Source organism: Gemmata sp. (assembly GCF_051859125.1).
GTDB lineage: Bacteria > Planctomycetota > Planctomycetia > Gemmatales > Gemmataceae > Gemmata.
Map to the genome: position 1 here is coordinate 1 of NZ_JBHYGG010000251.1, position 21,885 is coordinate 21,885.

Here is a 21,885-nt window from a genome sequence, read left to right on the forward strand (position 1 = left end):
CAACGTGAACCCTCGCTCGGCGCTCGGGCTCGGACTCGTCCACCACGGTTCCGGTCCAATCGGACTTGGGATGAGTCCACACGGTGGGCGACCTGCTCCGCGAGTCGCGCCTCGGCGCAACGGGAGTTCCTGGAGAGCTCGGATCGCTGTCGGTGTCACCCGCGGAGCGAGTGACCTACTTTGATGCAACGAAGGGAGCCCCATGATTCGCGTGCAATGCCCGCGGTGCGGCCACGGGTTCACGGTCGAGGACGAGATGCGCGGCCGGCAGGACCGGTGTCCGCAGTGCGCCACGCCGGTTCCGGTGCCCGCGACTGCGGCGGGCGACGCTCCGGCCGGTGCGGTTCTCGCCCGCGTCTCGACCACCGTGACCGTGCCGCTCTCCGATGCCGACGCCGACGTGCGGCCCGAGTTCGACCGCTACCTCGCCGCGCTCGCCGCGCAGGTGGAGCGGCTGAGCGTCTTCGCGCCGACCGGCCCCGCGGCCGATCTCGTCATTCCCGTGACACTGGCGACGGGCGGCCGGGGCAGCTTCACCGTGCTGGTGAACCCCTCCGAACAGATGCCGGACACGGCCGGGCTCGCGGGCGTGTTCCAGGCGCTGTTCGGCGTGAAGCCCCCGGTCACCCGCGGCCCCGCGGCCGAAGCGACCCTGGTGTTCGCGGTCCGCGGCGGCTCCGGGTACCCGAACAAATCCGCGTAAGATTCCACTTTCTGCTTCGCTGGGACAGTAGTTTCCGATTACTGTTGTAGCCGGGTGCTAACGTCAGCAGGCCGGCCACCCACCGAGACGAACCATGCTCGCCCGAACCTGCCTCGCGGCCGTCGTCGCGCTGTGCCCCGTCGCGCCCGTCGCGGCCCAACCCGTCGCGGCCCAACTGCCCGCGGCGACCCGGTCGGAGGACGTGATCTACGGCCGCCGCGACAACCTGGCTCTGACCCTGGACGTGTTCGCCCCCAAGGGGAAGCCGAACGGGGCCGGGGTCATCATCTGCATCTCCGGCGACTTCAAGTCCGACAAGATGTACCTCGGGCTCGCCGAGCGGATGATCTTCCCGGAGTTCCTCGACCGCGGGTACACGGTGTTCGCGGTGATGCACGGCAGCCAGCCCCGGGTCACCGTTCCCGAGATCGTGGCCGACACGCACCGGGCCGTGCGGTTCATCAGGGCGAGCGCCAAGAAGTACGGCGTGAACCCGGAGAAACTCGGCATCGCGGGGATGTCGTCGGGCGGGCACCTGTCGCTGATGATGGGCGTCGCCGGCAAGCCCGGCGACCCGAAGGCGGACGACCCCGTCGAGCGCGAGTCGTCGAAGGTCGCGGCGGTGGCGTGCTTCTTCCCCGTGACGGACTTCCAGGCGTTCGAGGCGAACCCGCCGCAGGGGTTCGAGGACCTGTTCCCGCTGCGCGAGTTCGACGCGAAGGCGGGCAAGTTCACCACCGTCACCCCCGAGCGGCGGCGCGAGATCGGCCGCGACTGCTCCCCGCTGCACTGCGCCACAAGGGACGCCGCGCCCGTCCGCATCCTCCACGGCGACAAGGACAAACTCGTCCCGCTCGATCAGTCCGAGCGGCTGATCGAGAAGTTGAAAACATTCGACGTGGTGTGCGAACTCGGTGTCAAGAAGGGGATGGAACACTCGGCCCGTCAGGCGCTGCCGTACTTGCCCGAGATTCGGGAGTGGTTCGACACGTACCTCCTGGAGAAGAAGTAGTGCGGGCACCCGGGCGGCCGTTGCACGGCGCGGCCGCTCTGGTATCATCGCGGCGACCCCACTCCCGCGAGGCCCGCACATGCTTCACCGCTCCCTCCTTGCCACCGCCGCGGCGCTCGGCCTCGCGGCCCCGGCGCCCGCCCAGGACGCCGCCTTCACCCGCACCGAGGACGTGATTTACGGGCGGAAGTTCGGCACCGCGCTGACGCTCGACGCGTTCGCCCCGAAGGAGAAGGGCAACGGCCGCGGCGTCATCTGGTGCGTCAGCGGCGGGTGGTTCTCGTCGCACGCCGGGGTCAGCGCCGCTCGCGCCCAGCCGTTCCTCGACCGCGGGTACACCGTGTTCGAGGTGGTCCACGGGAGCCAGCCGAAGTTCGCCATCCCCGAGGTGCTCGACGACATGCACCGGGCGGTGCGGTTCATCAAGGCGAACGCGAAGACGTACAACGTCGACCCGGAGAAGCTCGGGATCGCCGGCGGCTCCGCGGGCGGGCACCTGTCGCTCATGCAGGGCAACGCCTTCAAGCCCGGCGACCCGAAGGCCAAGGACCCGGTCGACCGCGAGTCGTCGCGGGTCGCCGCCATCGCGTGCTTCTACCCGCCGACCGACTTCCTCAACTACGGCAAGGACGGCGAGATCGCGATTGGGGTCGGCACCCTTAACGGGTTCAAGGCCCCGTTCGACTTCCACGAAATGAACCTGGAGACGCGCACGTTCGTGCCGATCACCGACGAGAAGCGGCGGCTCGAAATCGGCAAGCAGATCTCCCCCGTCTATCACGTCTCAAAGGACTCGGCCCCGGCGCTGATCATCCACGGCGACGCCGACAAGCTCGTGCCGATCCAGCAGGCCGAACTGGTGATCGCGAGGTACAAGGACGTCGGCGTCCCGGCCGAGTTGATCGTGAAGAAGGGCGGGGCCCACGGTTGGCCCGGCCAGGAGAAGGATCTGGTCTCGCTCGCGGACTGGTTCGACAAGCACCTGCTCGACAAGAAGTGATGCGCATTGTATCGGGTGGGGCAGGCATTCGTGCCTGCCTCCAGTCGCGTCGGGAGGCAGGCACGAATGCCTGCCCCACCCGAGAAGCAGCAGCAACAAGGCGATGGCGATCACTTCTCCAGCGCGTACAACCGAATCAGCCGGTCCTTGCCGCCGGTGGCGACGCGCTTCCCGTCGGGGCTCACCGCCACGGCGTAGGCGTCGGCCTTGTGCGGCTGGAACACCTGCACCGGGTTCCCCGTCTCGCGGTCCAGCGCCCGGACCGACTTGTCGCTGCCCGATACGAAGACCCGGCCCCTGCTCTCGACGGCCGCGTAGACCCCGCCCGCGTGCGTGCCGAACCGGGCCGCCTCGCCCTTCGCCACGTCCCACACGCGAACGGTCCTGTCGGCCGAGGAACTCATCAGCGCGCCGGCCCTGTCGAAGCTGAGCGCGTACACCTCGCTCTCGTGGCCGCCGAGCGTCTTGACCTCGTCCCCCGTTGCGGCGTCCCACACGCGGACCGACTTGTCCTTACCGGCCGAGGCGACCGTCTTGCCGTCGGGCGAGAACGCGACCGCCCACACCTCCTCGGTGTGGCCGCGGAACTGCGCCACCTTCGCGCCCGTCTCGGCGTCCCACACGGCGGCCGTCTTGTCGGCGCTGGCGGTCGCGATCCGCTTCCCGTCGCGGCTGTACGCGACCCCCGCGACCCAGTTCGCGTGCGCCTTGACGTTCAGCACCGCGTCGCCGGTCGCCGGGTTCCAGGTGCGGAGCGTCCCGTCGGCCCCGCCGCACGCGAGCCGCTTGCCGTCGGGCGAGAACGCGACCCGTAGCGCGTCGCCCGCGATCCCCTTCAGCGTGCGAACGGGCTCGCCCGTTGTGGCGTCCCAGAGGCGCACCGTGCGGTCCTTACTGGCCGAGGCGAGGAGCTTGCCGTCGGGGCTGAACGCGAGCGAGAAGACGTCGGCGGTGTGGTCGGTGAGTTCGATCGGCTGTTGCGGGGCCGCAACGAGCAGGGGCAAGACGAGGATCGCGCCGCAGGTCATGGGAACCTCCCGTGGGTGTGGTGCGGGCGATTCCGGCAGGTCGAGAGTTGCAAAGTTTGTGCCCGGTGCGGAGTACCTCCTTCCGGCCGCCCGGTCGCGGGAGTAAGATGCCTCTCCCACCCCGCCCTCTCCAAGGAACCCTCCAATGACCGTCACTCGACGCACCTTCCTCGCAGCGTCCGCCGCGGCCCCGCTCGTGTACTCGCGCGCCGCCAGCGTCGCGGCCAACGACAAGCTCGCCATCGGCTTCATCGGCGTCGGCACGATGGGCCGCGGGCACCTCGGCGGGTTCCTCGGCCGCAAGGAAGTGGAAGTCGTCGCCGTGTGCGACGTGGTCAAGGAGCGGCTCGACAGCGCGAAGGCGACCGTCGAGAAGCGCTACGCCGACCGGGTCAAGTCCGGCGACTACAAGGGCGTGAAGGCGTTCGCCGACTTCCGCGAGTTGCTCGCGCTCAAGGGGCTCGACGCGGTCGTCATCGCCACCCCGGATCACTGGCACGCCATCACGTCGGTCCTCGCGGCCCGCGCCGGCAAGCACGTGTACTGCGAGAAGCCGCTCACGCAGAACGTCGCCGAGGGCCGGTGGATCGTGGACGAGGTCGCGAAGGGGAAGATCGTCTTCCAGACCGGGAGCCAGCAGCGGAGCGAGTTCGGCGGGCACTTCCGCAAAGCCGTCGAGTACGTGTGGAACGGCCGCATCGGCAAGCTCAAGACGGTCCGCATCGGGGTCGGCGGACCGGCGAAGCCGTGCGACCTGCCGGCCCAGGAAGCCCCGGACGGCACCGACTTCGACTTCTGGCTCGGGCCGGCCCCGGAGCGGGCGTACAACGAGGTGCTCTGCCCGAAGGGGGTCCACGGGCACTTCCCGGCGTGGCGGAACTACCAGGAGTACGCCGGCGGCGCGATGGCCGACATGGGCGCGCACCACTTCGACATCGCCCAGTGGGCAATGGGCATGGACAAGAGCGGGCCGGTCGAAGTCGTCCCGCCGGAGAACCCGAAGTCCGGGAAGGGGCTGCGGTTCGTGTACGCGAGTGGCGTCGTGATGGTCCACAACGAGTTCGAGAAGGACAAGGACGGCAAGGAGATCAAGGCCGACTGCGTGTTCGAGGGGACCGAGGGCACGATCCTCGTGAGCCGCGGCGGCATCAGCAGCATCTCCCCCGATATCCTCAAGACGCCGATCGCCGAGGGCGACAAGCACGTCTACCCGTCGACCAGTCACCACGGGAACTGGCTGGAGTGCGTCACATCCGGCAAGGAGACGATCTGCACGGCCGAGACCGGGCACCGCTCCGCGACGATCTGCCACCTGGGTAACATCGGCTACCGCCTCGGCCGCAAGCTCACCTGGGACCCGGCCAAGGAGACGTTCGCGAACGACGACGCGGCGAACAAGGAGCTGTCCCGCGAGCCGCGGGCGAAGTGGAAGGTGTGACCGATCCGACGAGCACGATTGAACCGTTGTCGGTGTTTCGGGACGGGTGCGCCACCCGTCCGCGATGAACTCCGATTTCGCCAAATCATCATAATTCTTGCGGACAAATTACCGAGAGAGCAATCGCCCGGACCGCAAGGGTATGTAATGCAGTGGTTTATGTGAACCCTTCTGCGGTGCGTCTGCTTTGGGCCGCAAAGTGAAAGTCCGGACGAAATCGCTCGTGGACGAACCCGGTGAGCGGCCTTGGTAGTGGGCGACAACCCCGCCGGCTCACGCCGGCCGGGGCTCCTCGAACACGATTCCACCTGCCCTCACCGGGTCACACGATCAGGCTGGTGAACGGCTTCGGCTTCTCCACGATGGTGATCGGTCGGGCGGACGCCGTCTCGTTCTTCTTCGTGTGGTCGATGCCCATCAGCTCGCACACCGTCGCGAGGTAGTCCTGGGCGGTCGTGGGCCGGTCCACCACGCTCGCGCCCTCCTTGTCCGTCTTCCCGACGACCGCGCCGCCCTTGATGCCGCCGCCCCACATGGCGAGGCTCCACGCCCGCGGGTAGTGGTCGCGGCCCGGGTTCGCGCCGCGGGTGTTGATGTTCGGGGTGCGGCCGAAGTCGCCCATCCACACCACCAGCGTCGTCTCCAGCAGGCCCCGCTCCTTGAGGTCGGTCACCAGCGCGCTGATCGCCGGGTCGATCTGGGCGGAGAGGTTCTTGACCCGGGTGAAGTTGTCCTGGTGCGTGTCCCACCCGCCGAGGCTGACCTCGACGAACGGCACCCCGACCTCGACCAGCCGGCGGGCCATGACGACGCCGTCGGCGAACCGGCCGGTGCCGTACTTGCTCCGGGCCGCGGCGGGCTCGGCCGCGAGGTCGAACGCCTTGGCTTCCTTCGACTGCATCAGCTTGACGGCCCGCTCGTAGGTCGTCTTGTGGTCGGTGATCGCGTCGGCCTGGTACTCGCGCTGGAACGCCTTCTCCATCGTGGCGAGCAGGCCGAGCCGGTTGTCGAACTGCGTCGCGGCCGCGCTCGCCCGCAGGTCCTCGACGCCGCGGTTGGCGTCGGTGATGAGCAGCGGCTGGTGCTTCGGCCCGAGGAACCCGGACCCGAAGCTGCGGCCGCCGATCGCGACGAAGTTCGGCAGCGAGCCGTCCGGGGTGCCGAGTTCCTTCGAGGCGATCGCGCCGAGCGACGGGTAGATGAGCCCGCCCTGGCCCTCGCGGTACCCGGTGTGGCCGTAGTACTTCGCCCGTGCGTGCGCGCCCTCGGGGGTGCTCATGCCGCGGACGATCGCGCCGTGGTTCATGACGCCGGCGATCTTCGGCAGGTGCTCGCTGATCTCGACCCCGGGGGCGCTCGTCTTGATCGGCTTGAACTCGCCGGCCCCCTTGCTGTCGGGCTTCAGGTCGAACGTGTCCTTGTGGCTCGCGCCGCCGTCCATCCACAACAGGATGCACGACTTCGCGGGCTTGCGGCCGGTGGCCTCGGCGGCCCGGGCCATCACCGGCATCCACCCGGAGAGCGTCGGGGCGAACACCCCGGCGGCACTGAGGCGGAGGAAGTCGCGGCGGGTCTTCTCGGTCAGCATATCGCACCAGGTCCGAGTATTGAGTTTCGAGTTTCGTGTTCCACGCGAGCCGACTGAGTTCCGAGTCCAACTTGAAACGTTGAACTCGAAACTCGAAACACCGCGTCACCTGACCAGAGTGAACTCGCTGCTGTTGAGGGCGGCCCAGAGGATGTCGCCGTAGGCGGTCGTTGGGGTGCCGGCCTTCGCAACGTACTCGGTGAGGGCCTTCAACTCGTCGGCCCTCGGGCGGCGGGACAGGGCGGCGAGGTAAATCCGCTCGATCGCGTCCTCCGGCTTCGTTGCGCTGCCGACCACGCCGCGGACCGCCGCGGGGTTGTTGGCGATGTTCGAGTTCATCAGCCGCAGCGCCTGCGGGATGCCGGCCTCGTAATCGACCGGGCTGGTGCTCTCGGCCCCGGCGAGGAAGAAGTTCACGAACTGCGCCCGGGCACCGGCCGGCGCGCCCTTGCCGGCCGCGGCCTGCTGCTTCTTGTCGGGCCGCCCGGTCCCGGCCTTGCCCAGCCCGGTGACCTCGGCGAGCGAATCGAACAACTGCTCCGGCGACATCGCCTTCATCGTCATGTGGCTGAACTTGTACTTGTCGTCCTTGTTGTCGGCCGTCGGCCGGCTCGTCCGCTGGTAGGCGTCGGTGAGGCACACCGCCTTCACGAGGTACTTCAGGTCGTACTCGCCGGTCGTGGACAGGTGCCGGGCCAGGCCCGCGAGCAGGTCCGGGTGGCTGGCCGGGTTCTCGTCGAGCATGTCGTCGATCGGGTTCACGAACCCGCGGCCGAACAGTTGCGCCCAGGTGCGGTTCACGATCGCCTTGGCGAAGTACGGGTTGTCCGGCGACGTGAGCCACTTGGCCAGCGCCGGGCGGTACGGGTCGCGGGTGCCGAGGCTCGGCTCCGGGCCGCCCAGGAACTTCGGCGGCACGGTCTTGGCCGACTCGGGGAAGAAGTCTTTGGCCCGCGACACGGCCGGCCCCTCGCGGACGCCGATCTGCGTGTTGTCACCGCCCTTGTTGGCGTTCTTCGGCCGGTCCGCGACCACCTTCGAGTAGAACGCGGCCATGCCCCAGTACTCGGTCTGCTTCCAGGTCGTGAACGGGTGGTTGTGGCACTGGGCGCACTGGAGCTGGATGCCCATGAAGTGCTGGGCGGTCGTGTCGGCGAGCTTGTCGACCGAGCGGTTCGCGAGGAAGTACGTCGCGGCCGGGGTGCTCTCCACCGAGCCCTCGGCGGTGACCAGGGCGGTCACCAGCTTGTCCCACGCGACGTTCGTGTTGAACTGCGCCTCGAACCACTTGTGGAGCGGCTCCTTCAGCACGAACCGGTTCGCGGAGTCGGCCGGGAACAGCTTCGCGGTCCAGGCGTCGGCGAGGTGCCGGCCGTACCGCGGGTCGGCGAGCAACTCGTCCAGCAACTTCTCGCGCTTGTCGGCGTCCTTCGCGTCGAGGAACGCGCGGGCCTTGTCGGCCGTTGGGATTGTGCCGGCGATATCGAGGCACGCCCGACGGAGGAACTCGTCGTCGGAGCACCGGGGCGACGGTGAGAGCTTTTCCTCGGCCAGGCCGCGGGCGATCTCGGCGTCGATGTACCGGGCCAGCGCCGCGGCGTCCTTCGCCTTGACCGGGTCGGCGACCGGGGCCGGCCTGGCGATGGGCACCTCGGGCTGCTTGGCGGGTGCCTCATCGGGCTTGGCGTTCTTCTTCAGGAACTTTTCGAGCCGCTTCTGCTTCTTTTCCTGAGCGGTCTGGGCCTCGACGGGGGCGGCCTCGCCCAGCGCGACGGCCCCCGCGGCCGTCAGGAGGAACAGGACCAGGGGTCGGTACGGCATTTCGAAACCCTCATCGCCGATAAGTGCGTGTCGGGGGCTCGCGCCCTCCTACCCCATTCAACCCCCCGGCCGGGTGCCAGTTCCGATCCCGCGACCCCAGGAAACCAAGCGTATTTCGATGGCGGAATTGTGAGATTTTGATTATAACACCGGCGGTCACGGTCTCGGGTTCGGTTCCCTCTTCACATCTCCCGAGGGGTCAATGTCGTCGCTCAAACGCTGCGCCTTCACGCTGATCGAGTTGCTCGTGGTGATCGCGATCATCGCAATTCTCATCGGACTGTTGCTGCCCGCCGTTCAGAAGGTCCGCGAGGCCGCCGCCCGGACCAAGTGCCAGAACAACCTGAAGCAGATCGGACTGGCCGTCCACGGGTACCACGACGTGACCGGGTACCTGCCGACCGCCGGAACCGAGGTGCCCCACGACGGCACCGACAACCCGCCGAAGAACCGCATCGACTGGGGCTGGAGTTACGAGATCCTCCCGCACCTCGAGCAGGGCCAGCTCTACAACCAACCGCTCACGCCTGCCGGGAATGCGGTGATCCGGGCGACCCCGCTGCTGGTCTACACCTGCCCGGCCCGCGGCGCGCCGCGAGTGGTGAGCGGCGGGCACCGGGCGGACTACGCCGGCAACGGCGGCACCAGCCCCTACTCCACGCCCGCAACGTCCTCCGCCGGCCCGCTGGTCCGCAGCCGCGGGTCGAACAACGGCAACCAGCCGGGCGTGCTGACCATGCAGGCGATCAGCGACGGCACGTCGAACACCTTGTTCGTGGGCGAGAAGATCCTGAACACGGCGAAGACGTGCTGCGCGGACAACGAATTCTGGGCCGGGCCGGGAATCGACGGCGACATCATCCGCGGCGCGAAGGCGAACGGGTCGAGTTGGTGGACCCCGGCACAAGACAAGCCGGACGCGAGCGTGCCCGAAGACGAGCACTACCGGTTCGGGTCGTCGCACATCTCGGGCATGAACGCCGTGTTCGGCGACGGGGCGGTGCGGTTCATCCGGTACAGCGTGGACCCGGTCCAGTTCATGCGGATGTGCAGCCGGTCCGACGGCGGCGTGGTGACCTTCGACAACTGACACCGAATCGCGTGGATCAGTTGCACGTGGTGGGGCAGGCATTCTTGCCTGCCTCCAACCGCCTCACGAGGCAGGCAGGAATGCCTGCCCCACCAACAAAGAAACGAATTCCTGCGATTCGGTACGACCCTCTCCCCGAGGACCGCCGTGACCCGATCCGCTCTCCTGGCCGCGTTCCTGGTGTCGGTGGTGCTGACCGGGTGCGGCGACTCGCAGCCGCAGCCGGCCCCGGTGCCCACCGACCCCGAGTCGATCAAGAAGCTCGAAGAGATGCAGAAGGCCGCCGCGAAGGGCGAGTCGCGCTGACGCACAGTTCTGGTGGCACAGGCCTTCGGCCTGTGGAAGCCGGCACAGGCCAGAGGCCCGTGCCACCGACCCGCAACTCGGGACCGCTCGCGCTTAACCGGGGGCGAGGCCGAGGAAGGCGCGGGCGTTCCGCGTCGTGTGCTCCTCCAACTCGCCAACGCTCACGCCCTTCACCTGGGCGAGCACGGCCGCAGTGTGCGCGACGTGCGCCGGCTCGTTCCGCTTCCCCCGGACGGGCTGCGGGGCGAGGTACGGGCAGTCCGTCTCGACGAGCAACCGGTCGAGCGGGACGAGCTTCGCCACGTCGCGGAGGTTCTGCGCGTTCGGGTACGTCACCATTCCGGCGAACGAGACGTAAAGCCCCATTTCCAGGCACGCGAGTGCGGTGGCGAGGTCGCCGCTGAACGAGTGCATCACCGCCCGCACCGGCCCGTGCGCCGCGAACTCGCGCCGCAGCACCTTCACCACGTCCGCCTCGGCCTCGCGGCAGTGGATCACGAACGGCTTGCCGAGCCGCCGGGCCAGTTCGATGTGCCGGTCGAACATCTCTTCCTGCTGCGCGAACGGCGTCTTGTCCCAGTAGCGGTCGAGGCCGGTCTCGCCGATGGCGACCACCCGCGGCTCGGTCTCCGCGAGCCGCACCACGTCTTCCCAGTCTCCGGGCTTCGCCTCCGCGACCGAGTTCGGCTGAATGCCGACGGCCGCGACGACGAGCGGGTACTTCTTCGCGAGGGCGACCGATTCGAGCGACGACTCGCGGTCGATGCCGAGGCAGACGGCGCGCTCGACGCCCGCGGCCGCGGCGCGCTCCAGCACCGCGGGGAGGTCGCTGCGGAACCGGTCGTCGAAGAGGTGCGTGTGCGTGTCGATGAGCATGAGGGTCACTTGCCGAAGGTGGCGACGGCGCGGCCGGTGAGGTCGGTGAGCGGGTCCCACACGACGCCGAGCGCGAGCAGCGCCGCCGCGAGCAGCGCGAGGTACGCCGCGGTCAGCGGCGTGGTGCGGATCGGGGCCGGGTCGGTCGGCTCGTCGAGCAGCACCGCACGCGCGATCTTGAGGTAGTAGTACGCGCTCACTGCGGTGTTCACCGCCCCGATGGCGAGCAGCGCGTAGAACACCGCACCGAGCCGCGGCGGGCCGCTCGCGGTCGCTGCGCGCCCGGCCTCGTACAGCGCCTCGAACACCTGGAACTTCCCGGCGAACCCGGCGAGCGGCGGCAGGCCGAGCAGCGACAGCAGGAACACAGTGAGCGTGACGGCGAGAACCGGCGACCGCTGCGCCAGCCCGCGGCAGGCGTCGATCGTCTCGCTCCCGGTCGCGTTTCTGACGAGAGCGACACACGCGAACGCGCCGAGGTTCATGACGATGTACGCCGCGAGGTAGAACAGCACCCCCGACGCGCCGGCGGGGGTGAGGGTGGCGACGCCGAGGAGCATGTACCCGGCGTGCGCGATGGTCGAGTACGCGAGGAGCCGCTTGAGGTTCGGTTGCCCGAACGCCGCGAGGTTGCCGAACGTGACGGTGACCGCCCCGATCACGCCCACGATCAGCCCGAGCGTCTCGACGACGGCCCATTGGGCGCTCGCGGCCTGGAGAACGAGCAGTATTCGCAGCGTGAGCGCCACTGCCGCCGCCTTCGACGCGACCGACAGGAACCCCGCGACCTCCGCGGCCGCGCCCTCGAACACGTCCGGGCACCAGAAGTGGAACGGCACCGCGGCGAGCTTGAACCCGAGACCGATGAGGACGAGCGAGAACCCCGCAAGGACCGGCAGGTCGAGCCCGCGGTGGCCGACGCCGGCCGCGACATCGGCTAGCGAGCCGGTGCCGAAGACGCCGGCGACCAGCGTGATGCCGTAGAGCATGATGCCGCTCGCACCGGCCCCGTAGACGACGTACTTGAGCGCCGCCTCGCTGCCGGCCCTGCGGCCCTTCAGGAACCCGGCGAGCGCGTACCCCGGGAGGCTCGCCATCTCGACGGCGACGAAGATCATCAGCAGGTGGTTCGCCGACGCCATCAGCATCATGCCGAGCGTGCCCCCGAGGAGCAGGACGTGGAAGTCGGCCGAGTCGGGAGCGTCCGGGATGCGCGTGAGTTGCGTCAACAAGACCGTGAGCAGCGCCGCGGTGAGGATGAAGCAGCGAACGAGGCCTGCGAACGGGTCGGAACTGAGCATCCCGCCGAAGTACGCCCCGGCCCACTCGTTGGCCTCAACCTGCCTGGCCGCGGCACACAGCGCGACCGCAACCGCGGCGAGCGCCAGGCCGCCGAGGTGGACGCGGTCGAGGAGCGGCACGAGGCGCGCGAGGAGCATTGCGACGATGCCGACGCACAGCGCGAGTTCCGGGAGGAACAGGAGCGCGTCGGTGCCGACGGCCGCTTGCAGCGCGTCAACCTTCTGTGCGGTCGGAAACATCAGCCGGCCCTGACGCCACGGAGAGTAGGTCGTCAGCGTACCCGCGGCGGCGACATGCGGCAAATGGATGCGGGGGAAAGCCCGCGGCCCGTCACGGCAGCAGATCGGCCACGCGGATCGAAGCGGCCGGTGCGGCGAGTGGGGCGACGGCGTCGGTCGGGCCGAGCGTGAGCCGCGTGCGGTACGCAGTCGTGCCGAGAGCGGCGGGCAGCGGGCCGGGGTCGCGGAACACGAGGAGCCGGCTGCCGCCGAGGTCGAGCACCCAGTAGTCGAGGACGCCGGCGGTCGCGTACAGTTCGGCCTTCTCGGTGACATCGGTGTCGAGCGTCGTGTCGGACACCTCGACGACCAGCGCCGCCGTCGTGGGGTGCCCGGGCGATCCGCTCAGCGCTCCGGCGATCACGGCGACATCGGGCATCGGGTCGGTGTGGAGGCCGAGTACGAGCGGGAGTTGGATGCGGAACCGCCACCCGGTGCCGAACGCGGCGCGAACGGCGGAGTCGGTGCGCTCGACCCCGTTCCCGTGCGGCGCGTCCATCGGCCCTTGCTCCAGGATGACGCCGTCGAGGAGGATGGGCCGCTGCCCCGCGAACAGCCCGAGCCCGCACAGCCTGTGGAACTCGGCAACAGTCCACTTGTGCGGGTTGGGCCGCCGGCGCGGGACCGGCAGCGGGGATGCGAGTGCGGACATGGTTCACCTCCACCGAGAGCGTACCGTCAGCTCTTGCCCAGCACCAGATCGACGACCCGGTTTGGGGTGCGGGTGCGGGTGCGACGCTTCGTGGCGGGCCGCGGCGACGTGCGGCAAATGGATGCGGCGAATCGGTCGCGAGTCAGAACGCCTCGGCCATGTGCAGGCCACCGTGCTCGGGATTGCCAATCAACCGCTGCCCGATGGGATCGACGACCCAATCGAGCGCCTCCAGCGGAATTTGGCCGATCAACACGGGCGAGTGGTCCGGGATTTCATGGACCTCGACGACGCACTCCCGGCCCTGGATGGTGAGGCGGACCGCTTCGTACATCTGCATCGGGATGAACCCGCCAACCGTCTTAGCCTGTCGGGCGCGGGTGGGGCGAAGCCCGAGACTGCCGAGCAACCGCGTTGGGATCATGAGGCCCGTCGCGCCGGTATCGACGAGCGCATCGTCCACTTCCAGAGTGCGAATCTGTTCAGCGGGGAGCAACCCCTTGTGAGCCATGTACTGATCGTCAAGGTTCTCGACCTTCGCGCGAACGATCACCTTTCCCATCGTGTCGGTTCCCATCGGTAACCCTCTGGAGTGTGCGACACACCGGCATTGTAATCCGTCGCTCACGCCTTCCCGAGTAGCAGATCGACGACCCAGCACCCGCGGACGTGGACCTGCTTCGCGTCGCGGCAGTGCGACAGGATCGCGTCGTCCTCGCACCCGGCGTCCTGAAGCGCGTCGGCGAGGATCGGCATCGGGCTGAAGTCCCGCGACTCGTACATGTGCTTCGCCAGCGACACCGCAGTGCTCGTGCGCCACTCGGGATCGAACGCGACCGGCCGGGACGGGTTGCCGAAGATGTCGCGGAGGAGTGATTGCGCGGGTGAATCCGCCTGAGTTACAAGCCATTCCACGGCGTAATCGAGTATGGTGATTGGCTCAGTACACAGCAGCGGATTGTCAAGATCATCAATCACGCGGGCGAGGGGATCGTGACCCATACTCGTGTAGGAGATGTAGGACGCTCGCCCCACGGCCGCGTCAAATTCAGCATCGCTTGCGAGGCCGTCTGAAAATCTTTCGATCACGTCCAAATGTGTGATGATCTCCGGTTCCCATCCTTCACAGTTTGAACAGCGACAGATCGACACGAGCCACAGCAGCATTTTTCGGTGGTTGATCGGTTTCGGTACGGCTTCGAGAGCATCGCACCAGCCAGCGAGGCTTTCCCACTCCTCCTCCGTCATTTCGGCTTCTCCTCGCCGTCCGCGGGCTTGCCCTTCCGCTTCCGCAACTCCTCGACGCGGGCCTTGATCTTCGCCTCGTGGCCGCGGTCGGTCGGCTCGTAGTACACCGCGTCCGTCGGGACGTACTCCTGATCGACCCAGCCGTCGCCGTAGTCGTGGGCATACTTGTAGCCGACGTGCCCGAACTCCTTCTTCGCGGCCTTGTGGTTGCCGTCGCGGAGGTGCCGCGGCACGGGAAGTGTGCGGCCCTCGCGAACGTCCTTCAGCGCGGCCTCGATGCCCATGTACGCGGCGTTCGACTTCAGGCACGTCGCCAGGTAGCAGACCGCGTGGCCGAGGTTGATGCGGCACTCGGGCATGCCGACGCGCTCGACCGCGTCCCACGCGGCGTTCGCCAGCACCACCGCGAACGGGTCCGCGTTGCCGATGTCCTCCGACGCGAAGATCACCAACCGCCGCGCCACGAACCGCGGGTCTTCGCCCGATTCGAGCATCCGGGCGCACCAGTACAGCGCCGCGTCCGGGTCGCTCCCCCTCAGGCTCTTGATGAACGCCGATGCGACGTCGTAGTGCGTGTCGCCGGTCGGATCGAACTCAAGCACCTTCCGCTGGATCGAGTCCTGCGCGAGTTGAAGGTCGAACAAAACCGGAGTCGGGAGTCCGGCGTCCGGAGTCCAAGAAGACACATCCGACCCCTGATTCCTGACACCCGACTCCTGACTTTTGACGCCGATCTCCAGCGCCGTGAGCGCGCGGCGCGCATCGCCGTCGCACGCTTCCACGAGAAACGCGAGAGCGTCGTCGGTCACCGTCACCGGTGTGTTGCCGAGGCCGCGTTCCTTGTCGGCAAGCGCTCGCGTGATGACGGTGCGGATGTTGTCGCGGGTCAGCGGCTCGAACTGGAAGATCTGGCTCCGCGACAGGAGCGGCGTGTTGATCGCGAAGAAAGGGTTCTGCGTCGTCGCGCCGATCAGGATCACGACGCCGTCTTCCACGTCGGGCAGCAGCACGTCCTGCTGGGCGCGGTTGAAGCGGTGGATCTCGTCGAGGAACAGGATCGTGCGCTCGCCGAGGTCTTCGAGGTGCTGCCGCGCTTCGAGCAGAATCTCGCGGACCTCCTTCGTGCCCGTGGACACCGCGTTGAGCGGCTTGAAGCGGCTCTTGGTGTGGTTCGCGATCACATGCGCGAGGGCGGTTTTCCCGCACCCCGGCGGGCCGTAGAAGATGAGCGAGTTGATGCGGTCCGCGAGGAGCATCCGCCGGAGCAGTTTGCCCGGCCCGAGGAAGTGATCCTGCCCGACGTACTCGTCGAGCGAACGCGGCCGCATCCGGGCCGCGAGGGGCCGCGCCGACATCCGGTTCTGGCTCCGCATGCTGTCGAACAAATCCACGGCGCGATCCCCCCACAACCAGTTCCTGAATCGTACCGGTGGGTACAGAGTTACACCAGCCGAGGTGCGGCCCCCGGTGCGTATCATTCATGCATGAGTGTCACGTATTATCTGATGCGCCTGTTGCTGGGCCGCCGGCTCCCGACCACCACCGGTGAACTACGCGTCCGCGGCCTCGCCGCGCCCGTCACCGTCCGCCGCGACGGCAACGGCGTCCCGCACATCGACGCCGAGTCGGAACTCGATGCGTACTACGCGATCGGGTTCTGCCAGGGGCAGGACCGCGCCGCGCAGCTCGAAACCATGTGGCGCGTCGGCCGCGGGCGGCTCGCCGAGTGGGTCGGTCCGGCCGGCCTCGGGGCCGACCGCATGAGCCGGCGGATCGGGTTCCACGCCTCGTCCGAGAAGCAGTACCCGTTTCTTTCGGAGGTCGTGCGGCGGCGGCTCGAAGCGTTCGCGGCCGGCGTCACCGCGGGCACCTCGGTCGGTCTGCCGCACGCGCCGCACGAGTTCGCGATCCTCGGCGGCGCGCCGTCGCCGTGGGCCGGGCTCGACGTCCTCACGCTCATGAAACTGCAGTCGTTCTCGCTCGCGTCGAACTGGGACGTCGAACTCGCGCGCCTGCGGATTCTGCTCGCCGACGGCCCCGACGCGCTGCTCGCGTTCGACCCAGTCGCTGCGCTCCGAGAGAGGGAAACACGAAGAGGGGGAGAGGGGGAAACAACAACCGGCGACGGTTCGGTCTCTCCCCCTCACGTCCAGAAGCTGATGGAGGATATCGGCGCGCTGCGAGACGTGCTTCCGGCGGGCGGCGGCTCGAACAACTGGGTCATCGCCGGGAGCCGCACGGCGTCGGGCAAGCCGGTCCTCGCCAGCGACCCGCACCTCGCGCCGAGCGCGCCCCCGCCGTGGTACCTGGCGCACGCCCGGTGCCCCGAGTGGGAGGCGGCCGGCGCGCAACTCGCCGGCACGCCGACGTTCTCGATCGCCCACAACGGCTTCGCGGCCTGGGGCGTCACGGCCGGCCTCACCGACAACTCCGACATCTATCTCGAAGAACTCGGCCCCGACGGTCGCAGCGCGAAAAGCGCCGACGGCTCGTTCGCGCCGTGCGAGGTGCGCCGCGAGGTGATCCGCGTGAAGGGCGCGGCCGACGAGGTCATCGACGTCGTCGTCACCCCCCGCGGGCCGGTCATCACGCCGCTGGTCGAGGACGTGACCCTCGCCGTGTCGCTGCGGGCGGTGTGGCTCGAACCGCTCCCGGTGAACGGCTACTTCGACGCGGTCACCGCCCGCTCGTTCGACGAGTTCCGCCGCAGCTTCGCCGAGTGGCCGCTGATGCCGCTCAACGTGCTTTACGCCGATACCAACGGCGCAATAGGCTGGCAGCTCATCGGCCAGATCCCGCAGCGGGCCGCGGGGCACGGGCTCGTCCCGCGGCCGGGGTGGCTCCCCGGTTCCGACTGGAACGGGATGGTGCCGTTCGACGCGATGCCGAACCGCTCTGATTTTCCTGACGGCTACTTCGCGACCGCGAACAACGAGCCCGTGTGGCCGGCGCCCGAGCCGTGGCTGAGCGCCGACTACTGCGACCCGTACCGCGTGCGGTCGATCACCGAGGCGCTCGCCGCGAAGGATACTGGGTGGACCGTCGAAGACTGCCTCGCGCTCCAGCGCGGCGTGCGGTCGATCCCGTGGGAGGAGGTGCGTGACACCGTGCTGTCACTGACCCCCACGACCACCGACGCGGCCGACGGGCTGGAGTTGCTGGGGGAGTGGGACGGGCAGGTCGATTCCGAGTCGCCGGCGGCGTGCGTGTTCGAGCTGTTCCTGGCCGAGATGTGCGTGCGGACCGCGAAGGTCAAGACCCCGAAGGCGTGGCGCGCGGCGCTCGGCGAGCGCGGCGGCCCGCTCGAGGACAACTTCTTCGTGGACCGTCGCATCGGGTTCCTCGTGCGCCAACTCAACGAGCAACCCGCGGGCTGGTTCGCGTCGTGGCCGGCCGAGATGGAGGCGGCACTGGGGAAGGTGGTATTGCACCTGCGCACGACCGTCGGCCCCGGCCCCGCGTACTGGGCCTGGGGCCACGTGCGGCAGTTGCGGCTCGACCACCCGCTGTTCAAGAACCACCCGTGGCTCGGCCCGGTGTTCAACCTCGGCCCGGTCCCGTGCGGGGGGGACACGAACACGATCAGCCAGGCCGGCGCGCGGCCCACGAACCCCACGGGCTACACGCACAACATGGCGAACATGCGGACCGCGTTCGACCTGGGGGACCTCGCGAAGAGCCGGTTCGTGCTGTGCGGGGGCCAGAGCGGGAACCCGTGGTCCGACCACCACGCCGACCAGCTCCCGTTGTGGCAATCCGGCGAGTCGATCCCGATCCCCTGGCTCCAGGCCGAGGTGATCCGGGCGTCGCGCGCGACGCTGCGGCTGCTGCCCGCGGGCGAGGGGAAGGGCGCGTAGGTCACTTCATCCCCGCGAGCGTGGCCGCCATCGCGCCGTCGGCCTCCCACACCCGGATCAGGCCCACCCGGGGGAACTCCATGTCGAGCGTGACGTACAGGGTGCCGACGACCACCACCGCGAACAGAGCCCGCAGCGGCCACGCCCGGTGCGACCCGCTCGTCGCGGAGCCGACGAGGAACCCGCTCGTGAGCGTGACGCCCAGCAGCAGCGCGACGACCAGGAGCGGGGTGTGCGTGTGGGCCGCGGTGAGCCGGTCGGTCGTCACGTCGAACATGTCGTTCAGCGGGGGGAGGACGAGCATCTCGGTGGCCGGCGACGGGGCCCGGCGGCACGCCGCCACGGCCCGGGTCCAGATCTCGTTCTGCATCTGGCGCGACTCCGCGTCGGCCGCGACGGCCTGCTCGGCCCCGCCCGCCTGGACCATATCGATCCGCTTCGCGGTGTACGCCCGGAACAGGACCCGGAGGGGCGGCTGCTCCTCCGGGGGGAGGAGGTCGATCCGCAGGTACGCGGTGCCGATCGCGTTGGCCTCCCGCACGACGATCTGCCGCCGCGCGTCGAGGCGGTTCGACGCCCCGGCGAACTGGAACCCGAGGAGGAGGCCGAGGAGGGCGAGAACCGCCGCGTCCACCGGCCCGCTCTGCGGCGGCCCGGTGCGGCGCGCCGCCCGATCCCCGGCGGCCATCAGGGCGAGCATCGCCGGGAGCAGGCCCGCGGCGACGAGGAACGGAAGGGACTCGGGGAGCGACATGGGGGGCGTCCGGGGGCGCGGCACGGTCGGGGTTACCGACAGCCTACGACCCCGCCCGGCCCGCGACGATCAGGCCGCCCCGGCCGCCACCGGCGCGTACGGTGCGATCCCCTGTTCGGCCCGCAGTTCGTCCATCAGCGGCCACAGCACGTCCACCTCGTTCTTGAACACGTCGCCGATCAGCACGTCGGTCACCAGCCCCTTGAGGTGCGGGTGCTTCTTGACGAACCGGCCGAAGCTCAGGCCGTCGTAGAACTCGCACACGAGCCGGCGGATCCGGTCCATCCCCTGGAGGTACGGCTTCTCCCACGTGCGGAGCTGCGCCTCGGAGAAGTCCTGCTTCGCGAACGCCTCGGTGATCGCGTCCGCGGCCATCGAGCCGGACGTCATCGCGAGCAGCAGGCCCGACGAGTACAGCGGGTCGAGGAACCCGAAGGCGTCGCCCACGAGGCACCACCCGTTGCCGGCCGCCTGCTTCGCCCGGTACGTGTATTCCTTTTGGATGCGGAAGATGTCGCACCGCGTCGCGTCCTTGATCCGCGGCTGCACGCCGGGGGCCTTCGCGACCTCCTCGAAGTAGATCGTCTCGGGGTCCTTGCTGTCGCGGTTCTTCAACAGGTAGTCGTGGTCCGCGACGACGCCGACCGAGATGACGTCGTCGTGCAGCGGGATGTACCAGAACCAGCCCTTCTTGCCCTCGGTCTGGATGACGATGGTCGCGCCCTCGTCCTTGCCGGTGTCGCGGTACGCGCCCTTCCAGTACGTCCACAGCGCGGCCTTCTTGAGCTGCGGGTCCCATTCGCGGAGCCCGAACCGGTCGATGATGAGGGTGCTCTGGCCGCTGGCGTCGATGACCACCTTGGACCGCACCTCGCGCTCGGGGCCGTCCTCGGGCTTCACCCGCACGCCGACCGCCTGCGTCCCCTCGAAGATCACTTCGTGGACCCGTGCCCCCTCGGACACCTTCACGCGGTTCTCGCGGGCGTGGTTGAGCGCGAGCGTGTCGAACTCGCTCCGCCGCACCTGCCACGTCTGCGACGACTCGTGCGGCTTGTTGTCCGCGAAGTAGAACGGCTCCGAGAGCCGGCCCTTCTGGTCCACGAACTGGACGCTGTGCTTCTTGACGAAGTGGCTCCCCTTCATCTTCGCCAGCAGCCCGGTCCGCTCGATCGCGTAGTAGGTGTTGGGGATCATCGACTCGCCGATGTGGAACCGCGGGAAGTGGTCCCGCTCGAACAGCTCCACCGAGAGCCCCTTCTGGGCGAGGATCGTCGCGACGGTGCTCCCCGACGGGCCGCCGCCGACGACGACCACATCAACGTTCGTTGCGGACATGGAGGACTCCTGGTTCGTGGCGGTTCGGTTACACCCACGCGCTGCCGGGCGGCTCGTGCGGGGCACGGGCGGCCTTCAGCAGCGCGGCGAGGGACTTCAGTTGTGCGGGCGAGAGGTGCCCGAGCTGCCGCCCGTGGCACTCGCGCAGCGGGCCGGCGATCTGATCGAGGAGCGCGATCCCCGCGGCACTGATGGCCACCAGCACGGCCCGGCGGTCCTCGGTGGACCGCGTGCGGGTCAGCAGCTTGCGGGCCTCGAGCTTGTCGAGCATCCGGGTGATGTCCGGTGCCCGCGACACGAGTCGCTCCGCGAGGACGAGCGTCGGCAGCGGCTCGGGCCGGGCCGCCCGCAAGAGCCGCAGCACGTTGTACTGCTGGGCCGTCAGCTCGAACTCCGCGAACAGCTCGTCCTCGAGCGCCCGGAGCCGGTCGTACGTCCGCCACAGGGCGAGGTACGCCTCCTGTTCGGGCGAGTCGAACCGGCGCGCGTCGGCGATAGCGGCCTCGGGTGCCATGCCCGAATATTACCCGTCGGGACGATGGTTGTCCAGACAATTAATGTCCCGACGGGGAGATTGCGGCCCGGGAATCGTGTTGCACCGGCCCGCGTGCGCGAATACTCAATCCCCACGACCCCCGCGACGACCCGAGGCCCGCGACCGTGCGAACCGTCAACTCCGTTCCCGTCGAGGACACGTTCGCCGAGGCGTTCCCGATGACCGCCACCCGCGTCGTCGTGACCGCCGAGACGATCGGGTGGGCGCGCACGGCCGGGCAGGCCGCGACCGGGTACGCGGCGAGCGTCATCGGGTGCGACGCCGAGGCCGGCATCGAGCGCGAACTCTCGCCCAGTGAAACGCCCGACGGCCGCCCGGGGCTCGCGATGCTGTTCTTCGGGTTCAGCCGCGACGGGCTCCAGAAGGCCGTCGTGAACCGCGTCGCGCAGTGCGTGCTGACGTGCGCGACCACCGCGTGCTTCAACGGGCTCACCGGCGACCCGGGGCGGTCGATCAAGGTCGGCGGCCAGTTGCGGTACTTCGGCGACGGGTGGCAGATCAGCAAGCTGCTCGGCGGGAAGCGGTACTGGCGGGTGCCGACGATGGACGGCGAGTTCCTGTGCGAGGAGTCGTTCGACACGGTGAAGGGGGTGGGCGGCGGGAACTTCCTGATCCTCGGCGAGTCGCAGGCCGCGGCGCTGGCGGCGGCCGAGGCCGGGGTCGCGGCGATCCGCAAGTTGCCCGGGGTGATCCTGCCGTTCCCGGGCGGCGTCGTGCGGTCCGGGAGCAAGGTCGGGAGCAAGTACCAGGCGCTGAAGGCGAGCACGAACGAGGCGTACTGCCCGACGCTCCGCGGGGCGGTGAAGTCGGCGCTGCCCGAGGGCGTGAACGCGGTGTACGAGCTGGTGTTCGACGGGCTCGACCTGGCGACCGTGGAGCGCGCGACCTGGGAGGGCATCCTGGCCGCGACGCGGTGCCCCGGGGTGCGGGGGATCACCGCCGGGAACTACGGCGGCAAGCTCGGCCCGCACCACGTCCACCTGCACAAGCTGATCGATGCTTTTCAGTAGGCGACTCGCTCCGCGAGTCGCGCCCCGGCGC

Annotated in this window: 20 protein-coding genes; 8 read left to right on the forward strand and 12 right to left on the reverse strand. The window is 69.1% G+C overall.

Going from position 1 to position 21,885, the window contains the following annotated elements; all coding sequences use genetic code 11:
• Nucleotides 1–202: 202 nt before the first annotated feature.
• The 3 genes from ACTIGN_RS22235 to ACTIGN_RS22245 all read left to right on the forward strand — a co-directional run bounded on the left by ACTIGN_RS22235 (nt 203) and on the right by ACTIGN_RS22245 (nt 2,715).
• Nucleotides 203–703, forward strand: coding sequence for a hypothetical protein (locus tag ACTIGN_RS22235; protein ID WP_439627922.1), 501 nt, complete (start codon nt 203–205; stop codon nt 701–703).
• Between the two features lie 94 nt (nt 704–797).
• Nucleotides 798–1,715, forward strand: coding sequence for an alpha/beta hydrolase fold domain-containing protein (locus tag ACTIGN_RS22240; protein WP_439627924.1), 918 nt, complete (start codon nt 798–800; stop codon nt 1,713–1,715).
• 79 nt (nt 1,716–1,794) lie between these two features.
• Entirely contained in the window at nt 1,795–2,715 is a 921-nt protein-coding gene (locus ACTIGN_RS22245) for a prolyl oligopeptidase family serine peptidase (RefSeq protein ID WP_439627926.1), read from the forward strand.
• A gap of 110 nt (nt 2,716–2,825) precedes the next feature.
• On the opposite strand, the gene ACTIGN_RS22250 is transcribed toward ACTIGN_RS22245, so the two are convergent.
• Nucleotides 2,826–3,743, reverse strand: a complete 918-nt coding sequence (locus ACTIGN_RS22250) for a WD40 repeat domain-containing protein (protein ID WP_439627928.1) — start codon at nt 3,741–3,743, stop codon at nt 2,826–2,828.
• Between the two features lie 145 nt (nt 3,744–3,888).
• On the opposite strand from ACTIGN_RS22250, the gene ACTIGN_RS22255 reads away from it, so the two are divergent.
• A complete protein-coding gene (locus tag ACTIGN_RS22255) occupies nt 3,889–5,181 on the forward strand; it encodes a Gfo/Idh/MocA family protein (protein ID WP_439627930.1) in 1,293 nt (430 codons plus the stop codon).
• Nucleotides 5,182–5,503: 322 nt separating this feature from the next.
• Here the strand turns inward: ACTIGN_RS22255 and ACTIGN_RS22260 are convergent, their stop codons facing one another.
• Nucleotides 5,504–6,769 (reverse strand): DUF1501 domain-containing protein, encoded by a 1,266-nt coding sequence (locus tag ACTIGN_RS22260; protein ID WP_439627932.1) that lies wholly within the window; start codon nt 6,767–6,769, stop codon nt 5,504–5,506.
• Nucleotides 6,770–6,874: 105 nt separating this feature from the next.
• The gene (locus tag ACTIGN_RS22265) at nt 6,875–8,590 is read right to left on the reverse strand and encodes a DUF1549 domain-containing protein (protein ID WP_439627934.1); all 1,716 of its coding nucleotides are present in this window, start codon (nt 8,588–8,590) and stop codon (nt 6,875–6,877) included.
• Between the two features lie 202 nt (nt 8,591–8,792).
• On the opposite strand from ACTIGN_RS22265, the gene ACTIGN_RS22270 reads away from it, so the two are divergent.
• Nucleotides 8,793–9,680, forward strand: a complete 888-nt coding sequence (locus tag ACTIGN_RS22270; protein WP_439627936.1) for a DUF1559 domain-containing protein — start codon at nt 8,793–8,795, stop codon at nt 9,678–9,680.
• A 147-nt stretch (nt 9,681–9,827) separates the two neighbouring features.
• Complete coding sequence (gene trbK / locus ACTIGN_RS22275; RefSeq protein WP_439627938.1) at nt 9,828–9,986, forward strand: entry exclusion lipoprotein TrbK; 159 nt, start codon at nt 9,828–9,830, stop codon at nt 9,984–9,986.
• Between the two features lie 93 nt (nt 9,987–10,079).
• On the opposite strand, the gene ACTIGN_RS22280 is transcribed toward trbK, so the two are convergent.
• From ACTIGN_RS22280 to ACTIGN_RS22305, 6 genes are all read right to left on the reverse strand, one after another.
• Nucleotides 10,080–10,862: a TatD family hydrolase gene (locus ACTIGN_RS22280; protein ID WP_439627940.1), complete on the reverse strand. Its 783-nt coding sequence runs from the start codon at nt 10,860–10,862 to the stop codon at nt 10,080–10,082.
• Nucleotides 10,863–10,867: 5 nt separating this feature from the next.
• A complete protein-coding gene (locus ACTIGN_RS22285) occupies nt 10,868–12,403 on the reverse strand; it encodes an NADH-quinone oxidoreductase subunit N (RefSeq protein ID WP_439627942.1) in 1,536 nt (511 codons plus the stop codon).
• Nucleotides 12,404–12,494: 91 nt separating this feature from the next.
• A complete protein-coding gene (locus ACTIGN_RS22290) occupies nt 12,495–13,094 on the reverse strand; it encodes a Uma2 family endonuclease (protein ID WP_439627944.1) in 600 nt (199 codons plus the stop codon).
• A gap of 142 nt (nt 13,095–13,236) precedes the next feature.
• A complete protein-coding gene (locus tag ACTIGN_RS22295; RefSeq protein WP_439627946.1) occupies nt 13,237–13,671 on the reverse strand; it encodes an aspartyl protease family protein in 435 nt (144 codons plus the stop codon).
• A 47-nt stretch (nt 13,672–13,718) separates the two neighbouring features.
• Complete coding sequence (locus ACTIGN_RS22300; protein ID WP_439627948.1) at nt 13,719–13,895, reverse strand: hypothetical protein; 177 nt, start codon at nt 13,893–13,895, stop codon at nt 13,719–13,721.
• Between the two features lie 443 nt (nt 13,896–14,338).
• Nucleotides 14,339–15,733 (reverse strand): replication-associated recombination protein A, encoded by a 1,395-nt coding sequence (locus tag ACTIGN_RS22305; RefSeq protein WP_439627950.1) that lies wholly within the window; start codon nt 15,731–15,733, stop codon nt 14,339–14,341.
• A 114-nt stretch (nt 15,734–15,847) separates the two neighbouring features.
• Here ACTIGN_RS22305 and ACTIGN_RS22310 point away from each other — a divergent pair, with 114 nt between their 5' ends.
• The gene (locus ACTIGN_RS22310; protein ID WP_439627952.1) at nt 15,848–18,199 is read left to right on the forward strand and encodes a penicillin acylase family protein; all 2,352 of its coding nucleotides are present in this window, start codon (nt 15,848–15,850) and stop codon (nt 18,197–18,199) included.
• Between the two features lies 1 nt (nt 18,200).
• Here the strand turns inward: ACTIGN_RS22310 and ACTIGN_RS22315 are convergent, their stop codons facing one another.
• The 3 genes from ACTIGN_RS22315 to ACTIGN_RS22325 all read right to left on the reverse strand — a co-directional run bounded on the left by ACTIGN_RS22315 (nt 18,201) and on the right by ACTIGN_RS22325 (nt 20,802).
• Nucleotides 18,201–18,953 (reverse strand): DUF4239 domain-containing protein, encoded by a 753-nt coding sequence (locus ACTIGN_RS22315; protein ID WP_439627954.1) that lies wholly within the window; start codon nt 18,951–18,953, stop codon nt 18,201–18,203.
• Between the two features lie 69 nt (nt 18,954–19,022).
• Nucleotides 19,023–20,288 (reverse strand): NAD(P)/FAD-dependent oxidoreductase, encoded by a 1,266-nt coding sequence (locus tag ACTIGN_RS22320; protein WP_439627956.1) that lies wholly within the window; start codon nt 20,286–20,288, stop codon nt 19,023–19,025.
• Between the two features lie 28 nt (nt 20,289–20,316).
• Nucleotides 20,317–20,802 (reverse strand): MarR family winged helix-turn-helix transcriptional regulator, encoded by a 486-nt coding sequence (locus ACTIGN_RS22325; protein WP_439627958.1) that lies wholly within the window; start codon nt 20,800–20,802, stop codon nt 20,317–20,319.
• A gap of 200 nt (nt 20,803–21,002) precedes the next feature.
• Between ACTIGN_RS22325 and fhcD the strand changes: the two genes are divergently transcribed.
• The gene (fhcD, locus tag ACTIGN_RS22330) at nt 21,003–21,854 is read left to right on the forward strand and encodes a formylmethanofuran--tetrahydromethanopterin N-formyltransferase (RefSeq protein WP_439628002.1); all 852 of its coding nucleotides are present in this window, start codon (nt 21,003–21,005) and stop codon (nt 21,852–21,854) included.
• Nucleotides 21,855–21,885 lie beyond the last annotated feature (31 nt).